The sequence below is a fragment of the Pseudobutyrivibrio sp. LB2011 genome (assembly GCF_000701765.1).
GTDB classification, from domain to species: domain Bacteria; phylum Bacillota; class Clostridia; order Lachnospirales; family Lachnospiraceae; genus Pseudobutyrivibrio; species Pseudobutyrivibrio ruminis.
Window position 1 is genome coordinate 379434 of sequence record NZ_JNJS01000002.1, and the last position, 20211, is coordinate 399644.

Consider the following 20211-nt stretch of genomic DNA (forward strand, 5'->3'; position numbering starts at 1 on the left):
GTTCGAATTTATAATAAATTTTCACATGCATAGACACAATTCGGAAACCGCAATTTAAAATTGCGGTTTCCTTTTTAACGAAAATAAGCCATTTCTTGATAATTATTTAACGAGCGGAGTGTGAGAATTGAGCAACTTGGTGATGAATATTCTGAAAGTTACCATTTACATAGTAAAGTATGACAAAAATTCTCATTGAAATGAAATTGGAGTTGTGTTAATATTTTCACAACGACGGCGAGAGGTGAGCGCTTTTTTTTTGAAGAGGTTCGTTAAAAAATTAACAGTTTTAAAAGCTGATAATTGTGGAATTTTGACAAAAGAAGGTACTTATCTATACCGAAAACAAATTATTTCTACAAAGGAGAAAGAAAAAATGGGAAAAAAAGTAGTTATTGCTAGCGCATGTAGAACAGCCATTGGTACAATGGGCGGATCACTTAGCAACACTCCAGCAGTAGACTTAGGTGCTATCGTAATTAAGGAAGCAGTTAAGAGAGCTGGAATCAAGCCAGAGGACGTAGAGCACGTATACATGGGATGCGTTATCCAGGCAGGTTTAGGACAGAACGTTGCTCGTCAGGCAGCTATCAAGGCTGGTCTTCCAAACGAGACAACAGCTGTTACTACAAACGTTGTTTGTGGTTCAGGTCTTAACTGTGTTAACCAGGCAGCTCAGATGATCATCGCTGGTGACGCTGATGTTGTTGTAGCTGGTGGTATGGAGAACATGTCACTTGCTCCATTCGCACTTCCAAATGGTCGTTTCGGTTACAGAATGACATGGCCATCAAACAGCCAGGGTGCTTTAGTAGATACAATGGTAAAGGATGCTCTTTGGGATGCATACAATGATTATCACATGATCAAGACAGCAGATAACGTAGCTGAGCAGTGGAAGCTTACAAGAGAAGAGCTTGATGAGTTCGCAGTTAACTCTCAGAACAAGGCTTGCAAGGCTATCGAAGCTGGTGCATTCAAGGATGAGATCGTTCCTGTAGAAATTAAGAAGAAGAAGGAGACAATCCTTTTCGATACAGATGAAGGCCCAAGACCTGGTACAACAATGGAAGGTCTTGCTAAGCTTAAGGCTCTTTATCCAAACGGAGTTGTTACAGCTGGTAATGCTTCAGGTATCAACGATGGTGCAGCTGCACTTGTTGTTATGTCTGAGGAGAAGGCTAAGGAACTTGGTGTTAAGCCACTTGCTACATGGGTAGCTGGTGCACTTGGCGGATGCGCTCCAGAAATCATGGGTGTTGGTCCAGTTCCAGCAACAAAGAAGGCTCTTGCTAAGGCAGGTCTTACAATTGATGATCTTGATGTATACGAAGCAAACGAAGCATTCGCTGCTCAGTCAGTAGCAGTTGGTAAGGAGCTTGGCTTCGATCTTAACAAGCTCAATCCAAACGGTGGTGCTATCGCTCTTGGACATCCAGTAGGAGCTTCAGGTGCTCGTATTCTTGTAACATTACTTTACGATATGATTCACAACCCAGAGTACAAGAAGGGTCTTGCTACTCTTTGCATCGGTGGCGGAATGGGTTGCGCAACTATCGTAGAAAAATATGAAGGTTAATTAGGAGGATAATAAAATGAAAGTAGGCGTAATTGGCGCAGGTACAATGGGCCAGGGCATTGCTAAGGCATTTGCTATGGTTGATGGTTATGAAGTAGCTCTTTGCGATATTAAGCAGGAGTGGGCAGAAGGCGGAAAGGACAAGATTGCTAAAGGTTATGCAAGACTTGTTGAAAAAGGCAAAATGGAGCAGGCAGCTGTAGATGCTATCTTAGCTAAGATTACTCCAGGTCTTAAGGAAGACCTTTGCAAGGATTGCGACCTCATCGTAGAGGCTGCTTTCGAGAATATGGAAGTTAAGAAGACAACATTCAAGGAGCTTGACGAAATCGCTAAGCCTGAGTGCATCTTCGCTTCAAACACATCTTCACTTTCTATCACAGAAATCGGAAATGGTCTTAACCGTCCAATGATCGGTATGCACTTCTTCAATCCTGCAGATAGAATGAAGCTTGTAGAAGTTATCGCTGGTGTTAACACACCTGCTGAGACTGTAGAGACAATCAAGAAGATTTCTGAGGAAATCGGAAAGACTCCTGTACAGGTTAACGAGGCTGCTGGTTTCGTAGTAAACCGTATCCTTATCCCAATGATCAACGAAGCTGCTTTCATCAAGATGGAAGGTGTTTCAGATATCGCTGGTATCGATGCAGCTATGAAGCTTGGTGCTAACCATCCAATGGGACCACTTGAGCTTGGTGATTTCATCGGTCTTGATATTTGCCTTGCAATCATGGACGTTCTTTACAACGAAACAGGTGACAGCAAGTATCGTGCTTGCCCACTTCTTCGTAAGATGGTTCGTGGTGGTAACCTTGGCTGCAAGTCTGGTAAGGGATTCTACGTATACAACGCAGACCGTACTAAGACAGCTGTAGACGCACAGTAATTCGTAATTAAGCCAGATTAGGCTTTATGTAAATTAAATTGAATTCATTACTACAGAGTAAAAATAGCCTGTAGCTGACAAGCTCTGATAATTCTCAAGCGAGACATTTAGTCGAGCGGAGAATTCATCAGTCTTGTAAGTGTAACAGGCGAGAGAATAACTAAAGTAATGAATTCTAACAATAAATTAAGGAGATTCAGATCATGGATTTTACATTAGATAAAAAGCATGAGATGGCTAGACAGTTATTCAGAGATTTCGCTCAGAATGAAGTTAAGCCAGTTGCTCAGGAAATTGATGAGACAGAGTGCTTCCCACGTGAGAACGTTGAGAAGATGATGAAGTATGGCTTCATGGGTATTCCAGTACCAAAGGAGTACGGCGGACAGGGATGTGATGTTCTTACATACATCATGTGCGTAGAGGAGCTTTCAAAGGTTTGCGGTACAACAGGTGTTATCGTTTCAGCACATACATCACTTTGCTGCGATCCTATTCTTACATATGGTACAGAAGAGCAGAAGCAGAAGTACTTAGTTCCACTTGCAAGTGGTAAGAAGCTTGGTGCATTCGCACTTACAGAGCCAGGCGCTGGTACAGATGCTCAGGGTGCTCAGACAAAGGCTGTTGAAGATGGAGATTCTTGGGTACTTAACGGTTCTAAGTGCTTCATCACAAACGGTAAGGAAGCTGACATCTACATCGTTATCGCAGTTACAGATATCGTTGAAGATGCTAAGGGACGTAAGTCTAAGAAGTTCTCTGCATTCATCGTAGAGAAGGACACACCAGGATTTACATTCGGTACAAAGGAGAAGAAGATGGGTATCCGTGCTTCTTCTACATACGAGCTTATTTTCCAGGATTGCCGTATTCCAAAGGAGAACCTCCTTGGACAGAGAGGTAAGGGATTTGGTATCGCTATGCACACACTTGATGGTGGACGTATTGGTATCGCTGCTCAGGCACTTGGTATTGGTGAAGGCTCAATCGACGCGACAATTGATTTCGTAAAGGAGAGAAAGCAGTTTGGTCGTCCAATCGCTGCATTCCAGAATACATCATTCCAGCTTGCTGATATGAAGGCTCGTATGGATGCTGCTAAGTATCTTGTTTACAAGGCTGCTTGCACAAAGGATCAGTATTTTGTTGATCACAAGACAAGCTACTCTGTAGAAGCTGCTGAGGCTAAGCTTTTCGCTGCTGAGGCTGCTATGGCTGTTACTACAAAGGCTGTTCAGCTCCACGGTGGTTACGGTTATACAAGAGAGTACGATGTTGAGCGCATGATGCGTGATGCAAAGATTACAGAAATTTATGAGGGAACATCTGAGGTTCAGAGAATGGTTATCTCTGGCTCAATGCTCAAATAATTTTGATTAGTAGCATTTAAGTTAAAGGAGATTAAATACATGAATATCGTAGTATGTATTAAACAGGTTCCTGATACAAAGGGCGGCGTTAAGTTTAACCCAGATGGAACTCTTGATAGAGCAGCTATGCTCGCAATTATGAATCCTGATGACAAGGCAGGCCTTGAGGCTGCTCTTCGTATCAAGGATGAGACAGGTGCAAAGGTTACAGTTCTTACAATGGGACTTCCTAAGGCAGATGATATGCTTCGTGAAGCTCTTGCTATGGGCGCTGATGAAGCAGTACTTGTTACAGATAGACGCCTCGGTGGCGCAGATACATGGGCTACATCTTCAACAGTTGCAGCTGCAGTAAAGAAACTTGATTATGATCTTATCATCACAGGTCGTCAGGCTATCGATGGTGATACAGCTCAGGTTGGTCCACAGATCGCTGAGCACCTTGGCCTTCCAGTTATCTCTTATGCAGAGGACATCAAGGTTGAAGGAAACAGCGTAATCGTTAAGCGTCAGTACGAAGACAGATATCATGAGATTAAGGCTCAGATGCCATGTCTTATTACAGCTCTTTCAGAGCTCAACGAGCCACGTTATATGACTCCAGGCGGAATCTTTGATGCTTATGATAAGGAAGTAACAGTATGGGGCCGTGATGATCTTACAGATCTTGATGATGCAAACATCGGTCTTGCTGGTTCTCCAACAAAGATTGCAAAGGCTTCTGATAAGGTACGTAAGGGTGCAGGCGAGAAGGTTGCACTTGATCCTAAGGAGTCAGTAGAATATATCGTTGGCAAGCTTAAAGAAAAGCATGTAATTTAATAAGAGGAGGCAAATATAATGTCATTAGAAGAATACAAGGGCGTAGCTATATTCGCTCAGCAGGTTGATAATAAACTTAGCTCAATTGCCTTCGAACTTATCGGTAAGGCACATGAGCTTGCAGCAGATTTAGGAACAGATGTAACAGCAGTAGTACTTGGTAGCAACATTGCTAACCTTGCAGATGAGCTCGCTGAGTACGGTGCAGACAAGGTTGTTGTTATTGATAATCCAGCACTTGAAACATATCGTACAGAGCCATATGCACAGGCTCTTACAGCTTATATTAATGAGTACAAGCCAGAAATCATGCTCGTTGGCGCAACAGCTATCGGTCGTGATCTTGGTCCTACAGTTTCAGCTAGAGTTAAGACAGGTCTTACAGCTGACTGTACATCACTTGAGATTGGTGATTTCCCACTTCAGGCTAGAGAAGGTCAGGAGCAGAAGCACAATCAGCTTCTTATGACTCGTCCAGCATTCGGTGGAAACACAATCGCTACAATCGCATGCCCAGACAACCGTCCACAGATGGCTACAGTTCGTCCAGGTGTTATGCAGAAGCTTGAAAAGCAGGCAGGTCGCAAGGCAGAAGTTATTAACTTCAAGCCAGAGCTTAAGGAAAACAATAGATTCGTTGAGATTCTTAACATCGTAAAGAACGTTGCAACAACAGTAGATATCATGGATGCAAAGATCCTTGTATCTGGTGGTCGTGGAGTTGGTTCTCCAGAGAACTTCAAGCTCCTTGATGATCTTGCAGAGGTTCTTGGTGGTACAGTATCTTGCTCACGTGCAGTAGTAGATGCTGGCTGGAAGCCAAAGGATCTTCAGGTAGGTCAGACAGGTAAGACAGTTCGTCCTAACGTTTACTTTGCAATCGGTATCTCTGGTGCTATTCAGCATACAGCAGGTATGGAAGAGTCAGATATCATCATTGCTATCAACAAAGATGAGACAGCTCCTATCTTTGACGTAGCTGATTACGGTATCGTTGGAGATCTTAACAAGATTCTTCCAGCTCTTACAGAGGCACTCAAGGCTGAGGTTGCTTCAAAATAATTCCTTTAAGGGCAATATCTATTCTTTTAGAAGTATAGATTTTTCCTATAATTTCTTTCTTTAATTTTATGAGGGCAAGTCCAGATGGGCTTGCCCTCAAGCTTTTATTTTGCATGTTAAAGTGCTACAATCAACCTATGAATAATTCAAAAAAAATCGATATGATCCATGGCCCGCTCTTGGGCAAATTAATTATCTTTACAATACCTATTATTTTATCAGGTGTTTTGCAACTTCTTTTTAATGCAGCTGATGTAATAGTAGTGGGTCGTTTTGCTGGCGAAGCGAGTCTAGCAGCCGTAGGTTCCACAGGTGCTCTTATAAATTTAATGACTAACTTGTTTATTGGTATGTCCGTTGGTGCAAATGTATGCGCAGCTCAGTTTTATGGCGCAAATCAACATGACGACGTTAAAAAGACAGTTCATACAAGTACTGCTTTTTCATTGATTTGTGGCGTATTTCTTGTATTTGTTGGATTGTTTTTGGCCAGACCTATACTTGAGATAATGGGGTCACCTGAAGATGTTATTGGCTTGGCTGCATTGTATGTTCGTATATATTTTATTGCAATGCCAGCTATCATGCTGTACAACTTCCTGGCAGCAATTCTTAGGGCAGCAGGAGATACTACTCATCCTCTTGTTTTCCTTACTATTGCCGGTGTTGTAAATGTTATTCTTAATCTTATCCTGGTTATTTGTTTCAATATGGGTGTCGCAGGAGTTGCTATTGCCACTGCCACATCTAGCTATATTTCTTGTTTCTTATTAGTTGGGTTCTTTATGAAGCAAGAAGATGCATTACGACTTGAGTTTTCTAAGATTAAAATAGATAAGAGAATATTAAATCGTATTATAAGAATTGGATTACCTGCCGGAATTCAGGGAACTGTCTTCTCTCTGTCTAATGTTGTTATTCAGTCGGCAATCAATTCATTTGGTACAGCGGTAATAGCTGGATCGTCAGCTGCTGCCAGCATCGAAGGCTTTGTATATGTATCAATGAACTCAGTATCTCAAACTACTGTTACCTTTGTTGGTCAGAACTATGGAGCTGGAGATGAGCATCGTGTTAAGAAGGTTATATTTGAGACACTTGGTATAGTAATTGTAGTTGGTCTTACAATGGGCAATTTAGCCTACCATTTTGCAACTCCACTGCTTGGTATCTACACAGACAGTGCAGATGCAATAGCAGCCGGAACCCTGCGTCTTTTCTGGGTTTGCTGTCCATATTTCCTTTGTGGAGTCATGGATACACTAACAGGTGGGCTGAGAGGATTGGGACGTTCTACAGTTCCTATGATAGTGTCGTTGTTGGGAGCATGTGTAACCAGATTAATCTGGATTGCCACATATTTCCACGTTCATCATACACAATCAGTACTGTTTTTCTCATACCCTGGAAGCTGGCTGTTGACCCTTAGCGTCCACAGCATCTGCCTCGTAGTGGTATATCGTGGTTGGGTAAAGCGTAAAGCGTCCGAGGTGAGAATTTAAATCGTAAATTAATAAACGTTAAGCGACAAGAACTTTACACTAAATGAGCCTGTAGCTAACAAGCTATGATAATTCTAAAGCGAGAAATGCTCGAGCGTAGAATTATCATGCTTGTGAGCGTGACAGGCGGACTAGGGGGTTAGTTATGTATTGGAAAGAAATGCTTGGAGCTATTGCTAAGCCTAATAAGGATGGAAAGACTTATGAGCTTTCAACAGACTATAAGTTTGAAGGCTTGTTAGAGTATCCACGTCCTCAGCTTCAGCGCAAATCTTATATTAATTTAAATGGTCAGTGGGACTATCGAATTATAAATGGTAAGGGACAAGTATGCAGTTCGGGCAGTATACTTGTCCCTTTTTCACCAGAAACTAAGCTTTCTGGTACGGATATGCACATCCTTCTTCCAGAGGAAACATTGGAATACACAAAGGTATTTGAGATAGATAAGGTGAAAAGATCAAAGCATTTGTTACTTCACTTTGGAGCGGTAGATCAGGTGGCTCATGTGTCTTTAAATGGCATTAATTTAGGCTCCCATGAAGGTGGATTTACTGCATTTACCTTTGATATCACAGATTATGTTGTAGAGGGAAATAACGAGCTAAAAGTTAAGGTTAGGGACTATACAGACAGAATTGGATATGCTAGAGGAAAACAAAGCATTGAGCCATCAGGCATGTGGTATACAGCACAAAGCGGCATATGGCAGACAGTATGGATGGAATGGGTGCCAGATGCTTTTGTGACGGATTTAAAGATTAATCCAGACATTGATGGAAATAAGCTAAATATGATAATAAAGGTGTCTGAAATGAAGGGACATCTGGATATATCATCCTCAAATCAAGATTTAATAAAAGAGTACAGGGTTGATAATATCAAGGATGATAAGCTTTATGTGACTATAGAACTCAATCAGTATCAGCTGTGGTCACCAGAAGACCCGGTACTTTACTTTTTAAATATAAGCTATGGCAAGGATAGTTTTTCTACATACTTTGCCATGAGGCATTTTGGTGTGGCTAGGGACGAAAAGGGAATTCCTCGCCTTACATTGAATCATAAGCCTTATTTTATGAACGGTATATTAGATCAGGGGTACTATCCTGAGAGTCTTATGACTCCACCATCTGATGCAGCCATGATAAATGATATTGAAACCATCAAATCATTGGGCTTCAATATGATTCGCAAACACTGCAAGATTGAGCCTATGCGCTGGTATTTCCATTGTGACAGGCTAGGAATGATTGTATGGCAGGATATTGTCAATGGCGGCACAAAATACGATATGAACATGATTTGCAATATTCCCACTGTGGTGCGTCCATTTGGTAATGCAAAGGATAAAAACAGACTTTTCCTTAGATTTACCGGAAGAAATACTGAAAAATCAAAGGAAGTATGGTTTAAGGAATGCAGGGAAATGATGCATCAGCTTTATAATGTACCTTCATTAGGCCAGTGGTGCCTATTTAATGAGGGATGGGGGCAGTTTGATGCTGCAGGTTGCCTTGATTTTGCCGAAGAAATCGATGATACAAGGCCTATTGATGCTGCTTCTGGATGGTTCCATGAGGGTTGTGGAGATGTTTTCTCTGAGCATGTTTATTTTGAAGAATTAAAGGTAAAGCGAAACAGAAGACCTTATGTTATCTCTGAATATGGCGGATATTCTCTTAAAGTGGGGACTCACGTGAAGAGAGACGCTGTTTATGGATACAAAAAATATCAACAGCAACATGAGTTGCAGAATGCTTATGATGAGCTTATGGCAAAAATAAAGTCCCTCCAGGAAGAGGGACTAAGTGCTGCGGTGTTCACTCAAGCTACTGACATCGAAGATGAGGTTAATGGCTTGATGACTTATGACAGGAAGGTGCAAAAACTGTATTAAACCAGCTCTGAGGGAATGCCATACCAAAGATGATTCCCATTACGATTGCACCTGCTGTTTTGATGGTGGATAACCCGTAAGAACCGAAGGTTTCCATGTTGTTCATAATTAAATAGTAAGAAGTATAGTAGATTCCGGCACCAGGTACCAATGGGAATATTCCCGCTATAAGGTACACGGTGACGGGATTTTTTCTTTTTACAGCCAGTGAACGTGAAAACAGTGTAAGGAACAAAGAACCTATCATGTTTCCAAGTGTTGGTGCACCAAGGAAGGAGGATATTATAGAGTAGGATATCCAGCCAATGGCACCAGAAATTCCACAAAATAGAAGCTCTGACTTTGGTGCGGAAAAAATCATTGCAAAAGCTAATGTGGCTACCATAGCTACTATAAATTGAATTATGTAATCAGCTATCATTAGATGTAAGCACCTCCTCCTATGAAATGAGCAAAGGTGATTACAACACCAACTCCTACAGCAATACAGAAGGCTGTAAGAAGGGCGTCTATAAGTCGAATAGAGCCAGACAAATAGTCGCTGTTGATAAAATCACGAATGCTGTTAGTAAGAGGAATACCTGGTACTAATGGCATAATTGCACCGATGATTATTTTGTCATAGTGAACTGGAAGCCCTACTGCATAAAAGAGAATAGCAGTAAGGGATATAACCATACTTGCTAATACGTTAGTAATTGTTTTGGAATTACCCATGCGTGCTTCAAAATGAAGGAATAATCTAAGGACTGCACCAACTATGCAGGCGATTAAAGCATCTAAAACTGTTCCTCCATATAGATAAGAAAATCCACCACATCCAATGGCAGTGGCAATTATCAACATTGGAAAATTGTAAGAAGGAATTCGTTTACATTCTTCCAGCTTTGCCCATGCTTCATCTAGTGTGATCTCTTTTGAACAGACTTCACGGCATAAAGCATTCAGCCCAGCGATACGTCCTAAGTGGGTTGGATACATCGGTACATGTCTGATCATTGAGCTGGCGTGCTCGGTAACCTCATCTGCACTTGCGAATATTCCGTTACTCAATACGTACACATCGCAGTCGGTAATATCATATGAATTTAAAATGGCGAGGACACTGTCCTCGACCCTGTAAACCTCTGCTCCATTTCTAAGAAGAATGTCTCCTAGTTCCACAGCAAAGGACAATACTTTTTTTGTATCTGACATTGTTGCTCCCTAAAATAAAAATTCTACTTTGATTATCCATTATTAACAGAAGTTTTTCAACCAAATGTGTAGTTATTTACAATTGTGGATAACTTTTGGGGAAAACTTTGTTCGTTGAAATGTGTATCACTGAAACGTTATCGCTGATAAATTCAACGTTTGTTGGCATTTTGATTGAGTGCAATTTGTGGATAAATATGTTAATAACATGGAAAATAGAAGTTATCCTCAACTGAAAAAAATCCATTGTGGAAATTGTGGATAAGTCAAGTTGCTGGTTGAGACTAATATCAACAAGGCAATTTTTATTAATGTTTTCTTAAATAAACCTATGAATTGTAGGGCATTTAAGGTAATTGTGATATAATGTTTGACGGATTACAGAAATTAGGAGGTCTAATAATGGCAGAGAAAGAAACATGTGCTTCAGCTAGTTCTTGTAGCAGAGGCTCTTGTGAAGGCTGTCCATCTGCAGAGGCAGCAAAAAAAGGAGTTAGAAATACAGCATTTTTAGAAGAACAGAATAAGAATTCTAATATAAAACATGTTATCGGAGTTGTATCTGGTAAGGGTGGAGTTGGTAAATCATTAGTTACTTCTTCACTTGCTGGTGTAATGGCTAGAGCAGGTTATAGTGTTGGTATTCTTGATGCAGATATTACAGGCCCATCTATTCCAAAGATGTTTGGTGTACACGGCCCAGCTATGGCTAACGATGACGGTACATTCCCAGAGGTTGCTGAGGACGGTACAAAAATCATGTCTATCAACCTTATGCTTGAGGATGAGGAAGCACCAGTTATCTGGAGAGGTCCAGTTATCGCAGGTGTTGTAAAGCAGTTCTGGACAGACACACAGTGGGGCGATATCGATTATTTATTCGTAGATATGCCACCTGGAACAGGTGATGTTCCTCTTACATGCTTCCAGTCACTTCCTGTAGACGGAATTGTTATCGTAACAAGCCCACAGGAATTAGTACAGATGATTGTTAAGAAGGCATACAACATGGCAGATATGATGCACATTCCAGTGCTTGGCCTTGTTGAAAACTATTCATATATTGCCTGCCCAGATTGTGGAAAGAAAATCGAAATCTTCGGTGAGAGCCACATCGATGAGGTTGCAGCAAGCCTTAATATTCCAGTACTTGGCAAGATGCCACTGGATAGAGCTTTCGCAACAGCTGCAGATGCAGGACGCATCTATGATGTACCTAACGAGTACCTCCAGGGGGCTAAACAAGTACTCGAGTCTTTATAATACTTAAGTCCAGCTGTTACTTTAACAAGCATTATGATTTCTTCGTTCGACAACACGTCTCACTTAAGAAATATAATAGCTTGTTAAAGACAGCTTCACTAAGTATTGTTAAAACTAGAATAAATTATTAAGAAAACTGTTGCGTCGTAGGCGCAAACGGTGGATTAGGAGAATTAATTATGGCACAGAATCCAGTAGTTACAATCGAAATGGAAAACGGCGATATCATGAAAGCTGAGCTTTATCCTGAGATTGCGCCAAACACAGTTAATAACTTTATTAGCTTGATTAACCACAACTTCTATGATGGAGTTATCTTCCATAGAGTTATCAAGGGCTTTATGCTTCAGGGTGGAGATCCAGATGGAACAGGTATGGGTGGCCCAGGATACTCTATCAAGGGTGAATTTACAAGCAATGGCTTTAAGAACGATTTAAAGCATGAGCCAGGTGTACTTTCAATGGCTCGTACAATGATGCCAAACTCAGCAGGTAGCCAGTTCTTCATTATGCACAAGAATAGCCCACATCTTGATGGCGACTATGCTGCATTTGGTAAGGTTATCGAAGGTATGGATGTTGTTAACAAAATCGCTGAGACAGATACAGACTGGTCAGATAGACCTGTTAACGAGCAGAAGATGAAGAAGGTTACTGTTGAGACTTTCGGAGTTGAGTATCCAGAACCAGAGAAGTACTAATTATTAGCTTTGCTAAAACAACTATTGCCACAATCATAATGTTGTGATATCATAGCGGCACGCGTTTTGCGTGTCGCTTTTTCATTTATTTCATTCATATCCCAATAATATTATGGAACTTAATAATTTAAGGCTTTGTTTTGCTTTATGGATAGGAGTAGAGGCTATTTCTATACTTGCCGCCTTTTGCCATAAACACAGAAGTAATAAGGCTTTTCGCATGAAACAGCTATATTTCAATAGAATGCTTTATTTAATGGAAAGAAAAGTGCAAAGGGAGAGCTTACTTCAGGAATGCTACTTGAATACCGCATCCTGCAAGGCATTACAGAGGTTGCTTTTTAAGGCTTTAAGTCTACAAAACCCCAATAGCGGATTTAGATATATGACGAAAGCTTTATATTGTGAACCCGTTAGACTATTAAATGGGTATCTTATAAACAGCAAGGATAGAAAATTGACCAAAGATACGTTGGAGTATTTTCGAGAGCAATTGGAATTGTGGATAACTTCCAGAAAAAAGCTGCAAGAACATTTAAATACTAACAGGCTTATCTACATAATTGAAAAGACAATTTTTATGATTGCAAATTTGGCGTTATATTTCAGAAGTAGACTAAATATTACCCTGTTTATATTTATTGTTGTCAATACAATTGGAGTAGTTTTGTTCATTGTTCTGGATTATGAATGTGTTGTTGTAGATGAGGAATTCCGTGACAGAAAACTTGCAAGAAATGATGCAGTAGAAAAAAAGACCCTAAAACCAGCCCACAGAATGAAAGAAATCTTTCAAACTGTAGCTAGTCTGGGTCTAATAATCAATGTAACTATTCTTGTGGAGCAGTATCTTGATAAGGTAATTTGATTCTAAGCTTTGTGATACGCTTTTTATCAACTGCAAGCACGCGAACTATGGTGCCATTTTCTGATACGTAGGTTTCACCGGCGTTTGGAAAATGATCGAAGGCTCCAACTATGTATCCGCCGATGGTATCATAGTCTTCGCTTGTAAATCCTAGAGGGATTATATTACATAAATCTTCTAGATTCATTGAACCGAGAACCTGGTATTCTCTATCGTTTAGACGTACGATTGGGTCTTCCTCATCTTCATCGTACTCATCACGAATCTCGCCAACAATTTCTTCCAACAAGTCTTCCATGGTTATCATTCCGGATAAATCACCATATTCATCCAAAACAATGGAGACTGTTGTAGATTCTTCACGCATCTCATCAAAAAGATCAGATACGTTTTTCATTTCATAAGTAAAGTAAACATCGCGAAGGTAGTTTCTAACAGAGAAGTCATCACCTGGAACAAGTCCAAGGAAATCCTTCATATTCACCATGCCGATAATTTTTTCACTGTCTGGCTCACAAACAGGAAGTCGTGTAAACATGTCTTCTTTAAACACTGATATTAAATCGTTATAAGAGATATCAGCGTCAACCATGGTCATATCGATACGCGGAATCATAACTTCTTTTGCACAAGCATCAGAGAAGTCGAACACTTTGTGTATCATGGTGCGCTCATCGCCTTCAATTTCACCACTTTCATGGCTGGCATCTACCATTATTCTAAGCTCATCCTCAGTTATAGTGTCATCCTTGAAATCAGGATCGATTCCAAAAAGCTTTATACAAAGTCCTGCCAGGAAATTAATTATTATAATAACTGGAGTAAGCAACCACATCAGTCCACTGATTATAGGTGCGAATAGAAGACTGAGGGATGTGGAATTAATAGTTGCTATAGACTTTGGAGTGATTTCGCCGAATATCAATATTAATAATGTAAGAATACCTGTAGCGATTCCTGCTCCAACGCTGCCAAATATGTCTATTGCAAGGGTTGTTGCAAGGGAAGATGCTGACAGGTTCACAATGTTATTTCCTATTAGTATGGCAGATAACATTTTTTTAGGACGGGTGACAACATTTAAAACCCTGGCGGCTTTCTTATTGCCATCGTCTGCCATAGTTTTCAGTTTGATTTTATTTACTGTTGTTAGTGCTGTTTCTGCTGATGAAAAGAAAGCGGAAAGGACTAACAATAATATGAGAATTATCAGTCTAATTAACAGGTGTGTATCCAATAATGTATGCTCCTTTTACCAAAAATATTATTTCGTCAGTTAATAACTAGAATTATACATATGGTAAAAAGTTGTTGCAAGGATAACCTACCCAAAGGGGTTCATCTTTGCTAAAATGGATGCTATGAGAAAAAGAATTCTATGTGTATTACTAACTTTAATAATGACAGCATCCTTTGCAGGATGTGGTAAATATAGCCAGTCTGAAATCGACTTGAGAGACCAGGGAATTGAGCAGATGGATGCAGGAAACTATGAAGAAGCCATCACCCTTTTCGACCAGGCACTTGCCAAATCCATTGGTAAGGTTACTGATTTAGAGATAGACATTAACTATTACAAAGCAGCAGCTCAGTTCTCCGCAGGTTCATTTGACGATGCAGTAAAGACTTACACTTACCTTATCAAATATGACTGCGATAATTACGAGGCCTACTTCCTTAGAGGAAGCATTTATGCAACAGAAGGGGAAATCGGAGAGGCCATCACAGATTATGATGCTGCTGTAGCCATTGATGAAAAGAATTACCTATTATATATACAGATTTATGAAAACCTTAATTCTTTAGGTTACACGGATCAGGGATTGGTTTATTTAAACAATGCTTTGGATGTATCTGATAAATCAGCCAATGCAAAATACTACAAAGGCCGAATATACTACATGCTTGGTCAAACCGCTGATGCTCAGGAATACCTTCAGGCAGCAGTTGATAAAGATGTAATAGAAGCAAAGCTTTATCTGGCAAAGCTATATCAGGATTCTGGGGACTATGATTCAGCACAGACTCTGTTAGAAGAGTATGCTGCATCAGATGAAGTTACCAGTAGCGCTCTTGCAGCACTAGGTGATATTGAGATGACAAATGGCAACTATGAAAACGCCTTAGGATACTATCAGGCAGGGTTGAGTCTGGATTCAATAGACAATATGTCTGAACTTATGAAGGGACAGGTTGCAGCACTTGAAAAGCTGGAAAGATACTCAGAAGCTAAGGATGTGTTGACACAATATCTTGAGAGTTATCCAAATGATGAAGAGGCATCAAAAGAGTTAATATTCTTGGAGACAAGATAAAATACGTAAAATGGGCACACTATATATGGTGTGTCCATTTTGTGTTAAAATACCAAATATTGTGTGTGTTGAAACGTGATTCTACTTAGAAAATAATCAAATTCTTGGAAGCAATTTAGGTAATTATGACGAAAAGCACAATATCTAGTCTTTTTAAATTGAATATCACCCTATATTTTGATAACATATAACCAAGTCGAAAATGCCTTGAAAGAAGGTGGAGGGGGAGTCCTTTTTTTGACATTATAAGGATACTAGAGAAAGGAATATTTGGTGAGTAGAATTGTTTGATGTTGTAAAAAGAGATGGTCAAGTCGCAGAATTCAATTTAGGCAAAATTAACGATGCGATAGCAAAGGCTTTTGAAGCTACTGGAAAGGAATACAACGACGATATTATCGGATTATTGTCGCTTAGAGTATCGGCTGATTTCCAGAACAAAATTAAAGAAAGCAAGATCTCGGTGGAGGATATTCAGGACTCAGTAGAAAACGTACTTGAGCAGACTGGATATACAGATGTTGCTAAGGCATATATTCTTTACAGAAAACAGCGTGAAAAGATGCGCAACATGAAGTCTACAGTTCTCGATTACAAGAACGTTGTAGATAGCTATGTTAAGGTTGAGGACTGGAGAGTTAAGGAGAATTCCACAGTTACATATTCTGTAGGTGGTCTTATTCTTTCAAACTCTGGTGCAATCACAGCTAATTACTGGCTTTCAGAGATTTATGATGAGGAAATTGCACAGGCACACCGCAATGCAGATATCCACATTCATGATCTTTCAATGCTTACAGGTTATTGTGCAGGTTGGTCACTTAAGCAGCTTATTCAGGAGGGCTTAGGTGGAATCACAGGAAAGATTACATCTGCTCCAGCAAAGCACCTTTCAGTACTTTGCAACCAGATGGTAAACTTCCTTGGTATCATGCAGAATGAGTGGGCTGGTGCTCAGGCATTCTCATCATTTGATACATATCTTGCACCATTTGTTAAGGCTGATAACCTTTCATATCAGGAAGTTAAAAAGTGCCTTGAGGCATTTATATACGGTGTAAACACTCCATCACGTTGGGGTACACAGGCACCATTCTCAAATATCACTCTTGATTGGACAGTACCAAACGACTTGGCAGAGCTTCCAGCTATCGTTGGTGGTAAAGAGCAGGATTTCAAGTATAAGGACTGCAAGAAGGAAATGGACATGGTTAACAAGGCATTCCTTGAAATCATGATCGAAGGCGACGCTAACGGTCGTGGATTCCAGTATCCAATCCCTACATACTCTATCACTCGTGATTTTGATTGGTCTGACACAGAAAACAACAGACTATTATTCGAAATGACTGCAAAGTATGGTACTCCATACTTCAGCAACTACATCAATTCCGATATGGAGCCAAGCGATGTTCGTTCTATGTGCTGCCGTCTTCGTCTTGATCTTCGTGAGCTTCGCAAGAAGTCAGGTGGATTCTTTGGTTCAGGCGAGAGCACAGGTTCTGTAGGTGTAGTTACAATCAATCTTCCTCGTATTGCATACCAGGCAAAGGATGAGGCAGATTTCTATGCTAGATTAGATAAGCTTATGGATATCAGCGCGCGTTCACTTAAGATTAAGCGTGGCGTTATCACAAAGCTTCTTGATGAGGGATTATACCCATACACAAAGAGATACCTTGGAACTTTCAACAACCACTTCTCTACAATCGGTCTTATCGGTATGAACGAAGTAGGTCTTAATGCAAACTGGCTTCGTGCAGATATGACTAGCAAGAAGACACAGGAGTTTGCAAAGGATGTCCTTAATCACATGCGTGAGCGTCTTTCTGATTATCAGGAGATGTACGGCGACCTTTACAACCTTGAGGCTACACCAGCTGAGTCTACAACATACCGTTTTGCAAAGCATGATAGAGAGCAGTTCCCAGATATCATTACAGCAGGTAAAGAAGGCGACACACCATTCTATACAAACAGCTCACACATGCCAGTAGAGTACACATCAGACATTTTTGATGCTCTTGATGTTCAGGATGAGCTCCAGACACTTTATACATCTGGAACAGTATTCCATGCATTTATTGGCGAGAAGCTTCCTACATGGGAATCAGCAGCAAATCTTGTACGTAAGATTGCTGAAAACTACAAGCTTCCATACTACACATTGTCTCCAACATACTCAGTATGTAAGGATCATGGCTACATCGCTGGTGAGCACTACACATGCCCACACTGTGGCAAGACAGCAGAGGTTTACAGCCGTATCACTGGTTACTATCGTCCAGTACAGAACTGGAACGAAGGAAAGGCTCAGGAGTACAAGAACCGTAAGCTTTACGATATTGCAGGTTCTATATGCCGCCGTGCTGGAGAAAAGCAGGCAGCAAAGGCTGAACAGCCTGAAATCAACCTTGAGGTAGTTTCAGAGGAGCCAACAACAGGTGTTAAATATCTCTTCACTACAAAGACATGTCCAAACTGCGCTAGAGCAAAGGAGATCCTTGAGGATGAGGATTACATCCTTGTAGATGCTGAGGAACAGGTTGATATGACAAAGAAATATGGCGTTATGCAGGCGCCTACTCTTGTAGTAGTTAACGGCGATGATGTTAAGCGTTATGCTAACGCAAGCAATATCCAGAAATATGTGGATGAAAACTAAACAAAGATTTTAAAATGAAAAATACTCTTATGGCATCCATAAGAGTATTTTTTTTGTTATTATAGGTTTAGTTTAAAAATAGGGAGAAGGAAAATGGAATACGGTTTTAAAGAGTACAAGAAGGCTGAGATAAAACGTAATCATCTCAATTTGGGGCAGGTTAGAGCAGATGGAAGTAGCTATCAGGTAAATAGCTTGTACCTTGAGAAGGATGGCAAGCCTTGGATTGGAATAATGGGGGAGTTTCACTTTGTGCGATATCCTCGTAGTGACTGGGAGATGGAGCTGGCCAAGATGAAGGCTGGCGGAATCACAACAGTGGCTTTCTATGTGTTTTGGATATATCACGAGGAGATAGAAGGACAGTATGATTTTACTGGAGACAGAAATCTGCGATATTTTGTAGAGCTGTGCCAAAAACTAGGTCTTACTGTGATGCTAAGGATTGGACCATGGGCCCATGGAGAGGTTAGAAATGGTGGTTTCCCTGATTGGCTTTTGAAAAAGGGCTACAAGCTGAGAACAAATGACGCTGGATATTTGGAATGTGTCAGAGGCTGGTATTCAAAGATTTATGAGCAGGTGCAGGGGCTTTTCTTCAAAGACGGTGGCCCTATTATAGGTATTCAGATTGAAAATGAGCTTGTAGATCAGTGCGAACACTTAGGAAAGCTCAAGGAAATAGCTGTTTCAATTGGTTTTGATGTGCCTATTTGGACTGTGACAGGATGGGATAGATTGTACGGAGCAAAGTTTCCAGTAAAGGAATTTCTGCCAGTGTTTGGTGGATATGTGGATGCTCCATGGCTAGATCATACAAAGCCACTTTCTCCATCACATCACTTCACATTTAATACCATCAGAAATGATGCTGCCATAGGTGTAGATTTGATTAATGAAACAGATGACGAGGGCTGGAGACTTCCTTATGAGGATTATCCATTTGCTACTTGTGAGCTGGGCAGTGGACTTCCTACTTCGTATATACGTAGGCCGTATGTGGCGCCAATGGATGCCTATGCACTTAGCCTGGTAAAGCTAGGATGCGGAAATAATCTGGTAGGTTACTACATGTATCATGGGGGCACTAACAAACTTGGTGCGCTTTCCACATTGCATGAAAGCAAGGCTACTGGATATCCTAATGATTATGCAATCTTGAATTACGATTTCATGACTTGCATTGGTCAGTATGGCCAGGTCAGGGATCAATATAGACTTTGTAATTTGCTCCATATGTTTATAAATGATTTTGGTGATATTCTGGCACCAATGGAGCATGTAGGAAGCCAGACTTTTGTGGAAGCTGATGATGCAGATAGCCTAAGATATGCTATGCGTACTGATGGACACAGTGGTTTTGTGTTTATAAATCATCATCAGAGAAGCTTGAAGCTAAATGATATTAAGGATGTAGTGATAGACACTGGAAGTGTAAAGTTCCCACAGTTTGATGTAAAAGGTGATGTGGCATTTATTCTGCCATTTAATCTATCATTTTCAAATCATAATATAGACTATGCCACAGCTCAATTGCTTTGCAAAGACGATAATACTCTGTTCTTTGCAGCAGTGCCTGGTGTAAAGCCTGAGTATTCTGTGGATGGAAAGGTGATTGCGGTGGATGATTCTACCCATGTAAGCCATAACCAGGTAGGAGATTTAACTATAGTCACTATCCCATGGGAAGTGGCTCTATATTTGCGAAAAGTGGATGGAAAAGTCTATGTTGAAAGAAATATCAACAAGGGAATATGCCACACAAATCTTAAAATTGAGGACAGTGTTTATACACCTGAGCTGGATTATCCAGAGGAGTTTTCAGTATGTGGTGGAAAAGAGTTGCAATGCAAAAAGCTATCTGTGGATAGTCCAGAAGGACTAGTTTCTATTAATATGGAATTTGATGTGGCACAGATTATTGCAGATGGAAAGCTGGTGGCCGACTGTTATTACTATGGCAAGCCATGGGAAATCCCAGCATCACTTATCTATGGTAAAGAAACATACATGGTTTACACACCTTTGAATAAAGAAGTCTATATGGATTTTGATGAAAGCTTGAAGTAACAAAA

General features: G+C 40.5%; 16 protein-coding genes. 13 read left to right on the forward strand and 3 right to left on the reverse strand.

Annotated features, from left to right (window positions below; translation table 11 throughout):
• Positions 1-376: 376 nt before the first annotated feature.
• The 7 genes from T375_RS05285 (at position 377) to T375_RS05315 (ending at position 9127) form a co-directional block, all read left to right on the forward strand.
• A complete protein-coding gene (locus tag T375_RS05285) occupies positions 377-1579 on the forward strand; it encodes an acetyl-CoA C-acetyltransferase (protein WP_044935870.1) in 1203 nt (400 codons plus the stop codon).
• Positions 1580-1595: 16 nt separating this feature from the next.
• Positions 1596-2468 (forward strand): 3-hydroxyacyl-CoA dehydrogenase family protein, encoded by an 873-nt coding sequence (locus tag T375_RS05290; protein WP_044935872.1) that lies wholly within the window; start codon positions 1596-1598, stop codon positions 2466-2468.
• A gap of 203 nt (positions 2469-2671) precedes the next feature.
• Entirely contained in the window at positions 2672-3841 is a 1170-nt protein-coding gene (locus tag T375_RS05295) for an acyl-CoA dehydrogenase (protein WP_044935874.1), read from the forward strand.
• 39 nt (positions 3842-3880) lie between these two features.
• Positions 3881-4663, forward strand: coding sequence for an electron transfer flavoprotein subunit beta/FixA family protein (locus T375_RS05300; protein WP_044935876.1), 783 nt, complete (start codon positions 3881-3883; stop codon positions 4661-4663).
• An 18-nt stretch (positions 4664-4681) separates the two neighbouring features.
• Entirely contained in the window at positions 4682-5725 is a 1044-nt protein-coding gene (locus T375_RS05305; protein ID WP_044935879.1) for an electron transfer flavoprotein subunit alpha/FixB family protein, read from the forward strand.
• 68 nt (positions 5726-5793) lie between these two features.
• The gene (locus T375_RS05310; RefSeq protein ID WP_081821984.1) at positions 5794-7227 is read left to right on the forward strand and encodes an MATE family efflux transporter; all 1434 of its coding nucleotides are present in this window, start codon (positions 5794-5796) and stop codon (positions 7225-7227) included.
• A 145-nt stretch (positions 7228-7372) separates the two neighbouring features.
• The gene (locus T375_RS05315; RefSeq protein WP_049960303.1) at positions 7373-9127 is read left to right on the forward strand and encodes a glycoside hydrolase family 2 protein; all 1755 of its coding nucleotides are present in this window, start codon (positions 7373-7375) and stop codon (positions 9125-9127) included.
• On the opposite strand, the gene T375_RS05320 is transcribed toward T375_RS05315, so the two are convergent.
• Both T375_RS05320 and T375_RS05325 read right to left on the reverse strand, forming a co-directional pair.
• Positions 9081-9548 (reverse strand): threonine/serine exporter family protein, encoded by a 468-nt coding sequence (locus tag T375_RS05320; RefSeq protein WP_044935882.1) that lies wholly within the window; start codon positions 9546-9548, stop codon positions 9081-9083. The two genes, T375_RS05315 and T375_RS05320, sit on opposite strands and share 47 nt — an antisense overlap.
• Positions 9548-10324, reverse strand: a complete 777-nt coding sequence (locus T375_RS05325) for a threonine/serine exporter family protein (RefSeq protein ID WP_044935885.1) — start codon at positions 10322-10324, stop codon at positions 9548-9550. The genes T375_RS05320 and T375_RS05325 overlap by 1 nt, the downstream gene beginning before the upstream one ends.
• 402 nt (positions 10325-10726) lie before the next feature.
• On the opposite strand from T375_RS05325, the gene T375_RS05330 reads away from it, so the two are divergent.
• The 3 genes from T375_RS05330 (at position 10727) to T375_RS05340 (ending at position 13156) form a co-directional block, all read left to right on the forward strand.
• Entirely contained in the window at positions 10727-11587 is an 861-nt protein-coding gene (locus T375_RS05330) for an Mrp/NBP35 family ATP-binding protein (protein ID WP_044935887.1), read from the forward strand.
• Positions 11588-11766: 179 nt separating this feature from the next.
• A complete protein-coding gene (locus T375_RS05335; protein ID WP_044935889.1) occupies positions 11767-12288 on the forward strand; it encodes a peptidylprolyl isomerase in 522 nt (173 codons plus the stop codon).
• A 256-nt stretch (positions 12289-12544) separates the two neighbouring features.
• The gene (locus T375_RS05340; protein WP_155952441.1) at positions 12545-13156 is read left to right on the forward strand and encodes a hypothetical protein; all 612 of its coding nucleotides are present in this window, start codon (positions 12545-12547) and stop codon (positions 13154-13156) included.
• Here T375_RS05340 and T375_RS05345 read toward each other — a convergent pair.
• Complete coding sequence (locus T375_RS05345) at positions 13119-14393, reverse strand: HlyC/CorC family transporter (protein WP_044935893.1); 1275 nt, start codon at positions 14391-14393, stop codon at positions 13119-13121. The genes T375_RS05340 and T375_RS05345 overlap by 38 nt on opposite strands.
• Positions 14394-14508: 115 nt before the next feature.
• On the opposite strand from T375_RS05345, the gene T375_RS05350 reads away from it, so the two are divergent.
• The 3 genes from T375_RS05350 to T375_RS05360 all read left to right on the forward strand — a co-directional run bounded on the left by T375_RS05350 (position 14509) and on the right by T375_RS05360 (position 20206).
• Positions 14509-15471 (forward strand): tetratricopeptide repeat protein, encoded by a 963-nt coding sequence (locus tag T375_RS05350; RefSeq protein WP_081821985.1) that lies wholly within the window; start codon positions 14509-14511, stop codon positions 15469-15471.
• 283 nt (positions 15472-15754) lie between these two features.
• Positions 15755-18136: a ribonucleoside triphosphate reductase gene (locus T375_RS05355; protein ID WP_044935895.1), complete on the forward strand. Its 2382-nt coding sequence runs from the start codon at positions 15755-15757 to the stop codon at positions 18134-18136.
• 93 nt (positions 18137-18229) lie between these two features.
• Positions 18230-20206: a beta-galactosidase gene (locus T375_RS05360; RefSeq protein WP_049960305.1), complete on the forward strand. Its 1977-nt coding sequence runs from the start codon at positions 18230-18232 to the stop codon at positions 20204-20206.
• Positions 20207-20211 lie beyond the last annotated feature (5 nt).

Excerpts from the sequence above, each read along its gene's own strand:
- T375_RS05285 (WP_044935870.1), top strand. The coding sequence starts at position 377 with ATGGGAAAAAAAGTAGTTATTGCTAGCGCATGTAGAACAGCCATTGGT.
- T375_RS05290 (WP_044935872.1), top strand. The coding sequence starts at position 1,596 with ATGAAAGTAGGCGTAATTGGCGCAGGTACAATGGGCCAGGGCATTGCT.
- T375_RS05295 (WP_044935874.1), top strand. The coding sequence starts at position 2,672 with ATGGATTTTACATTAGATAAAAAGCATGAGATGGCTAGACAGTTATTC.
- T375_RS05300 (WP_044935876.1), top strand. The coding sequence starts at position 3,881 with ATGAATATCGTAGTATGTATTAAACAGGTTCCTGATACAAAGGGCGGC.
- T375_RS05305 (WP_044935879.1), top strand. The coding sequence starts at position 4,682 with ATGTCATTAGAAGAATACAAGGGCGTAGCTATATTCGCTCAGCAGGTT.
- T375_RS05310 (WP_081821984.1), top strand. The coding sequence starts at position 5,794 with ATGAGGGCAAGTCCAGATGGGCTTGCCCTCAAGCTTTTATTTTGCATG.
- T375_RS05315 (WP_049960303.1), top strand. The coding sequence starts at position 7,373 with ATGTATTGGAAAGAAATGCTTGGAGCTATTGCTAAGCCTAATAAGGAT.
- T375_RS05320 (WP_044935882.1), bottom strand. The coding sequence starts at position 9,548 with ATGATAGCTGATTACATAATTCAATTTATAGTAGCTATGGTAGCCACA.
- T375_RS05325 (WP_044935885.1), bottom strand. The coding sequence starts at position 10,324 with ATGTCAGATACAAAAAAAGTATTGTCCTTTGCTGTGGAACTAGGAGAC.
- T375_RS05330 (WP_044935887.1), top strand. The coding sequence starts at position 10,727 with ATGGCAGAGAAAGAAACATGTGCTTCAGCTAGTTCTTGTAGCAGAGGC.
- T375_RS05335 (WP_044935889.1), top strand. The coding sequence starts at position 11,767 with ATGGCACAGAATCCAGTAGTTACAATCGAAATGGAAAACGGCGATATC.
- T375_RS05340 (WP_155952441.1), top strand. The coding sequence starts at position 12,545 with ATGGAAAGAAAAGTGCAAAGGGAGAGCTTACTTCAGGAATGCTACTTG.
- T375_RS05350 (WP_081821985.1), top strand. The coding sequence starts at position 14,509 with ATGGATGCTATGAGAAAAAGAATTCTATGTGTATTACTAACTTTAATA.
- T375_RS05360 (WP_049960305.1), top strand. The coding sequence starts at position 18,230 with ATGGAATACGGTTTTAAAGAGTACAAGAAGGCTGAGATAAAACGTAAT.